Source organism: Streptomyces africanus, assembly GCF_002150735.1.
Taxonomy (GTDB): Bacteria; Actinomycetota; Actinomycetes; order Streptomycetales; family Streptomycetaceae; genus Streptomyces; species Streptomyces africanus.
This window is the reverse complement of the sequence record NZ_MUKA01000060.1, coordinates 1-12,916: the sequence shown is the minus strand read 5'-3', so window position 1 is coordinate 12,916 and position 12,916 is coordinate 1. Positions and strand designations below refer to the sequence as shown.

9 protein-coding genes and 3 tRNA genes are annotated in these 12,916 nt (G+C 71.0%); 7 read left to right on the top strand and 5 right to left on the bottom strand.

Going from position 1 to position 12,916, the window contains the following annotated elements:
* The first annotated feature begins 35 nt into the window (after window positions 1-35).
* From CCL05_RS09180 to CCL05_RS09165, 4 genes are all read left to right on the top strand, one after another.
* A complete protein-coding gene (locus CCL05_RS09180; RefSeq protein ID WP_086560009.1) occupies window positions 36-1,313 on the top strand; it encodes a deoxyguanosinetriphosphate triphosphohydrolase in 1,278 nt (425 codons plus the stop codon).
* Window positions 1,314-1,466: 153 nt separating this feature from the next.
* A complete protein-coding gene (locus CCL05_RS09175; protein ID WP_086560008.1) occupies window positions 1,467-2,732 on the top strand; it encodes an NAD(P)/FAD-dependent oxidoreductase in 1,266 nt (421 codons plus the stop codon).
* A 38-nt stretch (window positions 2,733-2,770) separates the two neighbouring features.
* Window positions 2,771-4,693, top strand: coding sequence for a DNA primase (dnaG, locus tag CCL05_RS09170; RefSeq protein WP_086560007.1), 1,923 nt, complete (start codon window positions 2,771-2,773; stop codon window positions 4,691-4,693).
* Between the two features lie 86 nt (window positions 4,694-4,779).
* Window positions 4,780-6,072, top strand: coding sequence for an RNA polymerase sigma factor (locus CCL05_RS09165; protein ID WP_086560006.1), 1,293 nt, complete (start codon window positions 4,780-4,782; stop codon window positions 6,070-6,072).
* Window positions 6,073-6,203: 131 nt separating this feature from the next.
* Here CCL05_RS09165 and CCL05_RS09160 read toward each other — a convergent pair whose 3' ends face one another.
* From CCL05_RS09160 to CCL05_RS09145, 4 genes are all read right to left on the bottom strand, one after another.
* The gene (locus CCL05_RS09160) at window positions 6,204-8,132 is read right to left on the bottom strand and encodes an ABC transporter ATP-binding protein (RefSeq protein ID WP_086560005.1); all 1,929 of its coding nucleotides are present in this window, start codon (window positions 8,130-8,132) and stop codon (window positions 6,204-6,206) included.
* The gene (locus CCL05_RS09155; RefSeq protein ID WP_086560004.1) at window positions 8,132-9,865 is read right to left on the bottom strand and encodes an ABC transporter ATP-binding protein; all 1,734 of its coding nucleotides are present in this window, start codon (window positions 9,863-9,865) and stop codon (window positions 8,132-8,134) included. Before CCL05_RS09155 ends, CCL05_RS09160 begins: the two co-directional genes overlap by 1 nt.
* 103 nt (window positions 9,866-9,968) lie before the next feature.
* Window positions 9,969-11,417: an FGGY family carbohydrate kinase gene (locus tag CCL05_RS09150; protein WP_086560003.1), complete on the bottom strand. Its 1,449-nt coding sequence runs from the start codon at window positions 11,415-11,417 to the stop codon at window positions 9,969-9,971.
* A 147-nt stretch (window positions 11,418-11,564) separates the two neighbouring features.
* A complete protein-coding gene (locus tag CCL05_RS09145) occupies window positions 11,565-11,870 on the bottom strand; it encodes a YtxH domain-containing protein (RefSeq protein WP_086560002.1) in 306 nt (101 codons plus the stop codon).
* A 160-nt stretch (window positions 11,871-12,030) separates the two neighbouring features.
* On the opposite strand from CCL05_RS09145, the gene CCL05_RS09140 reads away from it, so the two are divergent.
* From CCL05_RS09140 to CCL05_RS09130, 3 genes are all read left to right on the top strand, one after another.
* Window positions 12,031-12,103 (top strand) — tRNA-Asn (locus tag CCL05_RS09140).
* 5 nt (window positions 12,104-12,108) lie between these two features.
* Window positions 12,109-12,181 (top strand) — tRNA-Asn (locus tag CCL05_RS09135).
* 188 nt (window positions 12,182-12,369) lie between these two features.
* A tRNA-Ile gene (locus CCL05_RS09130) sits at window positions 12,370-12,443 on the top strand.
* Window positions 12,444-12,489: 46 nt separating this feature from the next.
* On the opposite strand, the gene CCL05_RS09125 is transcribed toward CCL05_RS09130, so the two are convergent.
* A partial coding sequence (locus CCL05_RS09125; RefSeq protein ID WP_143589855.1) for an undecaprenyl diphosphate synthase family protein occupies window positions 12,490-12,916 on the bottom strand: 427 nt, incomplete at its 5' end.

Sequence of the window (12,916 nt, the reverse complement as noted above, 5' to 3'; positions counted from 1 at the left end):
AACCCGGCAGACGCACAGGCGCATACTGTCGACACATGGACGGCACCTCACAAACCCCCCCGGCCTACGACCCGGCGTCAGCCGACCGCTGGGCCCCGGAACCAGACAAACGCCCCGGCCGCACCGCCTTCCAACGCGACCGAGCCCGAGTCCTGCACAGCGCCGCCCTGAGAAGACTCGCCGGCAAAACCCAAGTGGTAACGCCCGGCACCCTGGGCCCGGCCTGGGACGCCAGCCCCCGCACCCGCCTCACCCACTCCCTGGAATGCGCCCAGGTCGGCCGCGAACTGGGCGCGGCCCTCGGCTGTGACCCCGACCTCGTGGAAGCCGCCTGCCTCTCCCACGACCTCGGCCACCCGCCCTTCGGCCACAACGGCGAACAGGCCCTCAACGAGTTCGCGGCGGACTGCGGCGGCTTCGAGGGCAACGCCCAGTCCCTCAGACTCCTCACTCGCATCGAGCCCAAACGGTTCACCCCCGACGGCTCCGTCGGCCTCAACCTCACCCGCGCCGCACTCGACGCCGCCACCAAGTACCCCTGGCCCCGCGGCGCCCACCCCACCGACCCGGCGTCCCGCAAGTTCGGCGTCTACGACGACGACCGCCCGGTCTTCGACTGGGTCCGCAAGGACGCCCCCGGCACCCGCACCTGCTTCGAGGCGCAGGTCATGGACTGGTCCGACGACGTGGCCTACTCGGTGCACGACGTGGAGGACGGCCTGCACGCCGGCCACATCGACCCCAACTGCCTGCACGCCGAACCCGAACGGCAGGAGGTCTTCCAGGTCGCCCGGGAGCGCTATGTACCGGCGGACACCGACCCCGCCGAACTCGCCGAGGCCCTCGACCGGCTCCTCGCCCAGGAGTGGTGGCCGCACGGCTACGACGGCACCGCCGTCGCCCAGGCCCGTCTGAAGGACGCCACCAGCCAGCTCATCGGCCGCTTCTGCCTGGCCGCCGAGACCGCGACCCGCACCGCGTACGGCGCCGGACGGCTCACCCGGTACGCCGCGGAACTGGTCGTACCGCGCGAGGCCCGTCTGGAGTGCGCCGTCCTCAAGGCCGTCGCCGACCTCTACGTCATGCAGCGCGCCGAGCAGGAACGCCTGCGCGCCGACCAGCGCGTCGTCGTCGCCGAACTGGCCGAGGCGCTCACCGTCCGCGCCCCGGACGGCCTGGACCCGCAGTTCCGCGCCCTGTTCGACCGCGCGCCGGACGACCGGGCCCGCAAACGGGTGATCGTCGACCAGATCGCCTCCCTCACCGACACCTCCGCCCGCTCGCTTCACGCCCGTCTGACGGGACACGCATGAGACTGGCAGGAAACAGGAGACGACAGACGGGAAACAGGAGACCCCGGCGCGCCCGATCGTGACCCTCCGTGGCCTGATCGGGTCACTCCCTCTTCCCGCATCACGCTCCGTGCGGGACGCTCAAGTGGCGACATCCTTACGAGGAGGCATCAAGTGGTCGACGCGGATCAGACATTCGTCATCGTCGGAGGCGGACTCGCCGGCGCGAAGGCGGCCGAGACGCTCCGGGCGGAGGGCTTCACCGGCCGGGTGATACTGATCTGCGACGAACGCGACCACCCCTACGAGCGTCCGCCGCTGTCCAAGGGCTACCTCCTGGGCAAGGAGGAACGCGACAGCGTCTTCGTGCACGAGCCCGCCTGGTACGCGGCGAACGACATCGAGCTGCACCTCGGCCAGACCGTCGACGCGATCGACCGCACGGCCAAGACGGTCCGCTTCGGCGAGGACGGCACGCTCGTCCGCTACGACAAGCTGCTCCTGGCGACCGGCGCCGAACCCCGCCGCCTCGACATCCCGGGCACGGACCTGGCCGGCGTCCACCACCTGCGCCGGCTCGCCCACGCCGAACGGCTCAAGCACGTCCTGACCAACCTCGGACGGGACAACGGCCACCTCGTCATCGCGGGCGCCGGCTGGATCGGCCTGGAGGTCGCGGCGGCGGCCCGCGAGTACGGCGCCGAGGTCACCGTGGTCCACAGCGGGGCGACCCCGCTGCACCACGTCCTCGGCCCCGAACTCGGCCAGCTCTTCGCCGACCTGCACCGCGACCACGGCGTCCGCTTCCACTTCGGCAGCCGGCTCACCGAGATCCTCGGCCAGGACGGCATGGTCCTCGCGGCCCGCACGGACGACGGCGAGGAACACCCGGCGCACGACGTCCTGGCCGCGATCGGCGCGGCCCCTCGGGTCGCTCTCGCGGAGGCGGCAGGGCTGGAGATCGCCGACCGGGCGCGCGGCGGCGGCGTCGTGGTCGACGAGCGGCTGCGCACCTCCGACCCCGACATCTACGCGGCCGGCGATGTGGCCTCCTTCCCCCACACCCTCTTCGAGACCGGCATGCGGGTGGAGCACTGGGCCAACGCGCTGAACGGCGGCCCGGCGGCGGCCCGCTGCATGCTCGGCCGGGACGTGCCGTACGACCGGGTGCCCTACTTCTTCTCCGACCAGTACGACCTCGGCATGGAGTACTCCGGCTGGGCGCCGCCGGGGACGTACGACCAGGTGGTGATCCGGGGGGACGCGAGCCGGCGCGAGTTCATCGCCTTCTGGGTGAAGGAGGGCCGGGTGCTGGCCGGGATGAACGTGAACGTGTGGGATGTCACAGACAAGATCCAGCAGCTGATCCGCTCCAGGGCCCGGGTGAGCACGGAGGCGCTGGCCGACCCGCACGCACCGCTGGACAGCCTCGCCTCGTAGCCGTCAGGACTGTCACTCCACCACCGTAGAATCGCTGCGTGGCTGGACGGATCAACGACGAGGACGTGAAGGCGGTACGGGACGCGGTCCCGATCGACGCCGTGGTGTCCGAGTACCTCCAGCTGCGAGGCGCGGGCGGCGGCAACCTCAAGGGTCTGTGCCCGTTCCACGACGAGAAGTCACCGTCCTTCCAGGTCAGCCCCAGCAAGGGACTCTTCCACTGCTTCGGCTGCCAGGAGGGCGGCGACACCATCACGTTCGTGATGAAGATCGACCACCTCACCTTCTCGGAGGCGGTCGAGCGCCTGGCCGGCCAGGCGGGCATCACCCTGCGCTACGAGGAGGGCGGGTACAACCCCTCCCACCAGCGCGGCGAACGCATCCGCCTGGTCGAGGCCCACAAGATCGCGGCCGAGTGGTACGCGGAACAGCTCGCGACCTCCCCGGAGGCCGACACCGGCCGGGTCTTCCTCGCCGAGCGCGGTTTCGACCAGGCCGCCGCCGTCCACTTCGGCGTCGGCTACAGCCCCCAGGGCTGGGACCACCTCACGCGCTATCTGCGCGGCAAGGGCTTCACCGACAAGGAGATCCTGCTCTCCGGGCTCGCCCAGGAGGGCCGCCGCGGCCCCATCGACCGCTTCCGCGGCCGGCTGATGTGGCCCATCCGCGACATCGGCGGCGACGTCGTCGGCTTCGGCGCCCGCAAGCTCTACGAGGCGGACAACGGCCCCAAGTATCTGAACACGCCCGACACGGCGATCTACCGCAAGTCCCAGGTCCTCTACGGCATCGACCTGGCGAAGAAGGAGATCGCGAAGACGAGCCGCGCGGTCGTCGTCGAGGGCTACACGGACGTCATGGCCTGCCACCTGGCCGGGGTGACGACCGCCATCGCCACCTGCGGCACGGCCTTCGGCGGCGACCACATCAAGATCCTCCGCCGCCTGCTGATGGACAACGGCTCGGCCCGTGTCATCTTCACCTTCGACGGCGACGCGGCCGGCCAGAAGGCGGCCCTGCGGGCCTTCGAGGACGACCAGAAGTTCGCCGCCGAGACGTACATCGCCATCGCCCCCGACGGCATGGACCCCTGCGACCTGCGCCTGGCCAAGGGCGACGAGGCCGTGGCGGACCTGGTCGAACCCCGCACACCGCTCTTCGAGTTCGCCCTGCGCCAGATCGTGAGCCGCTACGACCTCGACACCCCGGCCGGCCGCGCCGCCGCCCTGGACGAGGCGGCCCCGATCGTCGCCCGCATCAAGAACAGCGGCGCCCAGCACGAGGTCGCCGTCCAGCTCGCCGGCATGCTCGGCATCCTCGACACCCAGTTCGTGGTCAAGCGCGTGGCCCAGCTGGCCCGCTGGGCCCGCGACCGCGGCGGCAAGGGCCCCGCCCCGGACCGGCACCAGCACGGAGCGCAGCAGTACGCCGCCGCCCAGCCGTCCGCGGCTCCCCGCGGCCCGGCCCTCAACCTCCGCAACCCGGTCTACGCCACCGAACGCGAACTCCTCAAACTCGCCCTCCAGCGCCCCGAGTTGGTCTCCCCGGCCTTCGACGCGTACGGAGTGGACGAGTTCACCGCCCCGCCCTACGCCGCCGTACGCCAGGCCATCCTGGACGCCGGCGGCGCCGAACTGGGCGTCGCGGACCCCCAGGACTACCTGGTGAAGGTCCGCGAGGCCGCCCCGGACGACGCGGTCCGCGCGATGGTGACGGAACTGGCCGTCGAGGCGATCCTGCTGCACAAGGGCGTGAAGGGCGTCGACGAGACCTACGCGGGCGCCCAGTTGGTCACCGTCCGCCGCCGCGCCGTCGAACGCCGCATCCGCGACATCACCGGCCGGCTCACCCGCCTCGGCAGCCACGGCGACCCGGCCCAGCTGGCCGCCGTGCAGAACGAACTCTGGGTCCTCCAGCAGTACGACCAGGCCCTGAGGGAGCACGGCGCCGCCGCGCTCTGAGGTCACCGCGCGGTCACGGACCGGAAGCAAAAAGTCATCGCACGCCCCTCGTGGCGACGATGTGTCTTACCCCACACTGGGTTCCGGTGCCTGAGTCCTCGGAGCGCGGCCGATCCGTCCCCGACGGGTCCCAGACCCCCGCGGTTCCGCTCATCGCGTACGGGACGGACAGCGGCGAGGCCGCCGACTCCGCTCCCGAAGTACCGCTGCCGTCCGCCTTGGCAGCGATCATCCTGGAGGTCGCCCCCGTGCAGACCCAGACCCTCACCCAGACCGACGTCAGCGGCGCCATCGGCGCTGACGGCACCGCCCCGGACGCGGGGGACGACGTCCTCCCCGCGGTCCCGGCGCAAGGCCACGTCGTGCTCCACCCCGAGACGGAACCGGAGGAGCCGCCCGCCGAGGCCATCGAGACGGCCGAGGCTCCCGAGCCCGTCGAACCGCCGCGGGCCCGCCCCGACACCGGCGGCCCCTCCTCCGACCTGTTCCGCCAGTACCTGCGGGAGATCGGCCGCATCCCCCTGCTGACCGCCGCCGAGGAGGTCGAACTCGCCCGCCGCGTCGAGGCCGGCCTGTTCGCCGAGGAGAAGCTGCGGCTCGCCTCCGACCTCGACAGCCAGCTGGCGCTGGACCTCGACCGGCTCGTCGTCATGGGCCGGATGGCCAAGCGCCGCCTCATCGAGGCCAACCTGCGCCTGGTCGTCTCCGTCGCCAAACGCTACGTCGGGCGCGGCCTGACCATGCTCGACCTCGTCCAGGAGGGCAACCTCGGACTCATCCGGGCCGTCGAGAAGTTCGACTACGCCCGGGGCTACAAGTTCTCCACCTACGCCACCTGGTGGATCCGCCAGGCCATGTCCCGCGCCCTGGCCGACCAGGCCCGCACCATCCGGGTCCCGGTGCACGTCGTGGAGCTCATCAACCGGGTCGTCCGCGTCCAGCGCCGCATGCTCCAGGAGCGGGGCTACGAGCCGACACCGGAAGAGGTCGCCGCGCACCTCGACCTGGCCCCGGAGCGCGTCAGCGAAGTGCTGCGCCTCGCCCAGGAGCCGGTGTCGCTGCACGCGCCCGTCGGCGAGGAGGACGACGTCGCCCTCGGCGACCTCATCGAGGACGGCGACGCCACCAGCCCCGTCGAATCCGCCGCGTTCCTCCTCCTCAAGGAGCACCTGGAAGCGGTCCTGTCGACGCTGGGGGAGCGGGAGCGCAAGGTCGTCCAGCTCCGCTACGGCCTGGCCGACGGCCGCCCCCGCACGCTGGAGGAGATCGGCCGCATCTTCGGCGTGACCAGGGAGCGCATAAGGCAGATCGAGTCCAAGACCCTCAACAAACTCCGCGACCACGCCTTCGCGGACCAGCTGAGGGGTTATCTGGACTGATGCCGCCCGCGGGCCGGTGGGGGCCGCTCGCGCAGTTCCCCGCGCCCCTTCAGGGGCGCGGGGAACTGCGCGACCAGCCACAACGGGCCCGCAGTCGCCCCACGACACCACATGGCACTCTCGAAGGCGACTCAGTCGACCTCCGCCGCCGCCTGCACGAACTGCGCCTTGTACAGCCGGGCGTAGGCCCCGCCCGCCGCCAGCAGCTCCTCGTGCGCGCCCTGCTCCACGATCGCCCCGTTCTCCATCACCAGGATCGTGTCCGCGTCCCGGATCGTCGACAGCCGGTGCGCGATGACGAAGGACGTCCGCCCGTGGGCGAGTTTCGCCATGGCCTTCTGGATGAGCACCTCGGTACGCGTGTCGACCGAACTCGTCGCCTCGTCCAGCACCAGGATCACCGGGTCGGACAGGAACGCCCGGGCGATGGTGATCAGCTGCTTCTCACCCGCGCTGACCCCCGACCCCTCGTCGTCGATCACCGTGTCGTACCCGTCCGGCAGCGTACGGATGAACCGGTCCGCGTGCGCGGCCCGGGCCGCCTCCTCGATCTCCCCGAGGGTCACCTCCCGCGACGCCCCGTACGCGATGTTCTCCGCGATCGTGCCGCCGAACAGCCACGTGTCCTGGAGCACCATGCCGACCCCGGCGCGCAGTTCGTCGCGGGACATCCGCGCGATGTCGACCCCGTCGAGGGTGATGCGCCCGCCGGTGACGTCGTAGAACCGCATCAGGAGGTTCACCAGCGTCGTCTTGCCGGCGCCCGTCGGGCCGACGATGGCCACCGTGTGCCCGGGCTCGACCTTCAGCGACAGGTCCTCGATCAGCGGCTTCTCCGGGTCGTAGCGGAACGAGACGTGCTCCAGCGCCACCTGCCCGCGCAGTTCCTCGGGCCGCACGCCCGGCACCGGATCGGCGCTCTGCTCCTCCGCGTCCAGCAGTTCGAAGACCCGCTCCGCCGAGGCGACGCCCGACTGCACCAGATTCGCCATGGACGCGACCTGCGTCAGCGGCATGGAGAACTGCCGCGAGTACTGGATGAAGGCCTGCACATCGCCGATGGACAGCGAGCCCGAGGCGACCCGCAGCCCGCCGACGACCGCGACCAGCACGTAGTTGAGGTTCGACACGAAGAACATCAGCGGCTGCATGACACCGCTGTTGAACTGCGCCCGGAACCCGGCCTCGTACAGCGCCTCGTTGTGCTCGGCGAACTGCTGCGCCGACTCCTCCTGCCGCCCGAACACCTTCACGAGCGCGTGCCCGGTGTACATCTCCTCGATGTGCGCGTTCAGCTTGCCCGTCGAGCGCCACTGCTGCACGAAGTGCGGCTGCGACCGCTTGCCGACGCGCGTGGCGACGACGAACGACAGCGGCACGGTCACCAGCGCGACCAGCGCCAGGATCCACGAGACGTAGAACATCATCGCGAGGACGCCGATGATGGTCAGCACCGAGTTGATGAGCTGCCCCATCGACTGCTGGAGCGTCTGCCCGATGTTGTCGATGTCGTTCGTCGCCCGGGACAGCACCTCACCGCGCTGGCGCTTGTCGAAGTACGACAGCGGCAGCCGCGACAGCTTCGTCTGCACGTCCTCGCGCATCCGGAACATGGTGCGGTTCACGGCCCGGTTGACCATCCGCGTCGCCACCGCCATCAGCAGCCCGGCCACCAGGAACACGCCCAGCGCGAGCAGCAGCACATGCCCGACGGCGGTGAAGTCGATGCCCTCGCCGGGAGTGAAGTCGGTGCTGCGCAGCATGTCGGCGACGTCGCCGTCCCCGCGCTGCCGCATCTGGTCGAGGACCTGCTCCTTGCTCGCCCCCTCGGGCATGCCCCGCCCGACGATGCCCGCGAAGACCAGGTCGGTCGCCTGGCCGAGGATCTTCGGCCCGACGACGTTGAGGCCGACGCTGAGCACCACGCACAGCAGCAGCACGCAGATCGTGACCCGCTCCGGCCGGAACCGCGCGAGCAGCCGTTTGCCCGACCCCTTGAAGTCCAGCGAGCGCTGGTCGGGGCCGCCCCCGGCCATCATCCGCCCCATGGGCCCCGCCATCAGGCAGCCTCCGCTTCCGTGAGCTGGGAGAGCACGATCTCCCGGTAGGTCTCGTTGTCCGCCATCAGTTCGTGGTGCCGGCCGGTGCCGACGACGCGGCCCTCGTCGAGGACGACGATCCGGTCGGCGTCCCGGATGGTCGCCACCCGCTGGGCGACGATCACGACGGTCGCCTCCGCGGTCTCCTGCGCGAGGGCGGCCCGCAGGGCGGCGTCCGTGGCGTAGTCGAGCGCGGAGAAGGAGTCGTCGAAGAGGTAGATCTCCGGGCGCTGCACAAGCGTCCGGGCGATCGCGAGCCGCTGCCGCTGACCGCCCGAGACATTCGTCCCGCCCTGCGCGATCGGCGCGTCGAGCCCGCCCTCCAGCCGCTCCACGAACTCCTTGGCCTGCGCCACCTCCAGCGCGTGCCACAGCTCCTCGTCGGTGGCGTCCGGGTTGCCGTAGCGCAGATTGGTCGCCACCGTGCCCGCGAACAGATACGGCCTCTGCGGCACCATCCCGACGGTCTTCGCGACCAGCTCCGGGTCGAGCTCCGCCACCTCGACACCGTCCACGAGCACCTGCCCCTCGGTCGCGTCGAACAGCCGCGGGACCAGCCCGAGCAGGGTCGACTTGCCGCTGCCGGTCGAGCCGATGACGGCGGTCGTCTCACCCGGCCGGGCGACCAGGTCGACGGCCTTCAGCACCGGCTCCTCGGCGCCCGGATAGCGGAAGCCCGCCCCGCGCAGCTCCAGATGCCCGTGCCGGCGCAGCTCCCGCACGGGCGCCGACGGCGGCACGACGCTCGACGCGGTGTCCAGCACCTCCTGGATGCGCTCCGCGCACACCTCCGCGCGCGGCACCATCATGAACATGAAGGTGGCCATCATCACGGACATGACGATCTGCATCAGATAGGCGAGGAACGCCGTCAGATCACCGATCTGCATCCCCCCGCTGTCGATCCGGTGCGCGCCGAACCACACCACGGCGATCGACGACACGTTCACCACCGTCATGACGATCGGGAACATCAGAGCGAGCAGGTTGCCGGTGCCCAGCGCGAAGTCCGTGAGATCGGTGTTGGCCTTCCGGAAGCGCTGCTGCTCGTACTCGTCCCGGACGAAGGCCCGGATGACGCGGTTGCCGGTGATCTGCTCGCGCAGCACCCGGTTCACCGTGTCCAGCCGCACCTGCATGGCCCGGAACAGCGGCCGCAGCCGCCGCACGATCAGCGTCACGCAGATGCCCAGCACCGGCACGACCGCCACCAGCACCCCGGACAGCGGCACGTCGAGACCGAGCGCCAGCACGATGCCGCCCACGCACATGATCGGCGCGGACACCATCAGCGTGAACGTCATCAGCGCCAGCATCTGCACCTGCTGGACGTCGTTCGTCGTACGGGTGATCAGCGAGGGCGCACCGAAGTGACCGACCTCACGCGCGGAGAACGACTGCACCCGGTCGAAGACGGCGGCTCGCACGTCCCGCCCGAGCGCCGACGCCGTACGGGCGCCGTAGTACACGGCACCGATGTTGCACACGACCTGGACCAGCGAGATGCCGATCATCAGGGCGCCGTAGCCGAGGATGTAGCCGGTGTCGCCGTTCACGACACCCTGGTCGATGATGTGCGCGTTCAGCGTGGGCAGGTAGAGCGTGGCGCAGGTCTGCAGGAACTGCAGCAGCACCAGCAGAGTGATGGGTTTCCTGTAGGGCCTGAGACAGGTCCGCAGAAGTCGGGTGAGCACGCTGCTTCTCTCGGAGTGGGTGACGGGGGCGGTTGGTTGCCCCTGGCCCCTATCGTCGAACACTCCACTGGCGTTACCTCAACCGAATTAACCCAACAGGCGGTCAAAACGCTCCGGGGTGCGTCTGCTCCCGTACCGACACGAACTGCTGCCGGACCGCCTGCCCCACGGCCAGTTCCTCCCCGGGCTCCAGGACCTGCGCGACCGCGCCCTGCCAGGCCGGCGGGGTCCGTGCGTCGAGCGTGCCCTGGGACGCCCCGAGCGCCCAGGCCGCCTGCCGGGCGGCGCCGATCGCCGCGTAGTCCGCCGGCTGCGGCACCACGACCTGCGTCCCGAACAGCGAGGGCGCGGCCGCCTGCACGGCGGGCAGTTCGGCGGCCGGCCCGAGCAGGAACACCCGCCGCACCTCCACGCCCCGGGCGCGCAGCACGTCCAGCGCGTCCGCGAGCCCGCACAGCATGCCTTCGAACGCGGCCCGCGCCAGATGCTCCGCCTTCATCGACTCGCGCCTGAGCCCCGCCAGGGTCCCCGCCGTGTGCGGCAGGTTCGGCGTCCGCTCACCCTCCAGATAGGGCAGCAGCACCAGCCCGTGCGACCCGGGCGTCGACTTCATTGCCAGCTCGGACAGGCTCTCGAGATCGGGCAGCCCCAGCAGCTCTGCGGTCCCGCGCAGCGTCCGTACGGCGTTCAGCGTGGTGACGACCGGCAGGTGCATGCCCGTCGCGTCGGCCAGCGCGGTGATCATCCCGGAGCCGTCGACCAGCGCCTCGGGATGCACGGCCATCACGGACCCGGACGCGCCCAGCGACACCACCGCGTCCCCGAGCCCGATGCCGAGCCCGAACGCCGCCGCCATGGTCTCGCCGGTCCCCACGGAGATCAGCAGCCCCTCCGGCGTCGTACCGGCCGCGTCCGCCGGGCCGATCACCTCCGGCAGCATCACCTGGTGCCCGAGCGCCAGCTCGACCAGGTCGGGCCGGTAGGCACCGGTCGCCGCGGACCAGTACCCGGTGCCGGACGCCCCGCCCCGGTCGGTGGTTCTGCGCACCGGACGGCCCAGCAGCTGCCACACCAGCCAGTCGTGCGCCTGGAGGAGGATCGCGGTGCGCTGCGCGTTCTCGGGCTCGGTCCGCGCCAGCCAGCGCAGCTTCGTCACCGGCTGCGCGGCCTGCGGCACACACCCCACGGCCTGCGCCCACGCCTCGCGCCCCCCGAGCGCGTCGATCAGGTCGGCCGCCGCGACCTGCGTCCGCTTGTCACTGCCGACCATGGCCGGCCGCACGGTGTTGCCCTGCGCGTCCAGCGGCACGACGGCGTTCTGCTGCGCCGAGACGCCGATGGCCTGCACGCCCTCCAGCAGCCCGCCGCCCGCGGCCTCGCCCAGGGACAGCAGCCAGGCCTGCGGGTCGACGTCGGACGGGCGGCCACCGCTGTCGGGGCTCTCCACCGGATGCGGCGCATATCCCTGCCTGAGCACGGCTCCGGAGTCCGTGTCACAGACGACGATACGAGTGAAATCGGGTGAACTGTCCAACCCGGCGACTATCCCCATGGCCAAAATTCTGCCGTACCGCTGCGCTGGCTTGGGCCGTGGGCGCCGTGGATCTTGACGCCGGGTTTTGAGTGCGGGCTCGTTGTGGCTGGTCGCGCCGTTCCCCGCGCCCCTTTCAGGGGCGCGGTCCTACTCGGCGCCAGAAGATCACGTATTGCTTGTGCCCCAGTCGTCCTCGCCGCCGTTGTGGGTTGCCCGCTCCTTGAGGTGGCGGACGCGGTCGGCCACCGAGTCGGGGACGCGGTCGCCGACCTTGTCGCTCACCACGTGGTACGCCTTGCCCGCGAACTCGCGGCCCTGGTGGGCCGCCGACTCCGCGGTGTTGCGGACGGCGGGGTTCTGCGCGAACTGACGGGCCGACTTCTTCAGCTGTTCGTAGCGCTCGCGGCCGGCCCTCGTGCCCAGCACGTAACCCAGGACGACTCCGGCGACGAACGTGAGCCGGTAACGCATGGCGGCCACCCTTTCCTTGCGTAGGTCTCCGGTGCGGCGTCGGCGCCGGGGAGTACCGATTGGCAAAGCACCCCCCTGCTTGCGCTAATGTATGTGTCGCAGCGAGCGCGCGCCCCCTGGCGAATACCCAGGTAGGTACGTTCGATGCACAACGAGACCTTCCTCGGTAGCTCAATTGGCAGAGCAGCCGGCTGTTAACCGGCAGGTTACTGGTTCGAGTCCAGTCCGGGGAGCTCGGTCCTCCGTAGCTCAATTGGCAGAGCAGCCGGCTGTTAACCGGCAGGTTACTGGTTCGAGTCCAGTCGGGGGAGCACGCTGAACGAGGACCCCTCAGGGGTCCTTTTTCATGTCCGTTCCGATCTCCCGGGAACCGCGCGGCGCTGGTCGCAGTCCTCATGGTCACGAAGGCCGTGCGCAGCCGCCCAGCCGAAGCAGGAGATCGTATGAGCGGCTATGCTGCGGCAGACGGCGCGCACACATGTACGCGACACGCCGCTATGGGGCGGTAGCTCAGCCGGTTAGAGCAGCGGACTCATAATCCGTCGGCCGTGGGTTCGAGTCCCACCCGCCCCACCGCGCACTTCCGGTGCAGAAGCGTTTCCGGCTGTCGGCCCTCGGGTCAGGGCGTGGACGTCGGGGCGGTGCCGTGGCGGCGCTGGCGGTGGGTGTACGTGGTGATCGCCTGCCACAGGTGGCGGCGGTCGGTGTCGGGCCAGAGGTCCGGCGTGAAGTACAGCTCGGCGTAGGCGGTGTGCCAGGGCAGGAAGTTGGACGTGCGCTGCTCGTTGCCGGTGCGCCAGAGCAGGTCGACGTCCGGCATGTCCGGGTGGGGCAGGTGCCGTGCGAAGTCCTCCTCGCCGATCAGGTCGGGATCCAGCAGGCCGGCCCGGGCCCGGCGGGCGAGGGCCGCGGCGGCGCGGGTGAGTTCGTCGCGGCCGCCGTAGTCGATGCACATCGTCAGCGTCAGCCCGGTGCGCGTGCGGGTGCCGCGCTCCCGCAGGTGGAGCAGGTCGGCCAGGTCGGGCGGCAGTCGGCCGGTACGGCCG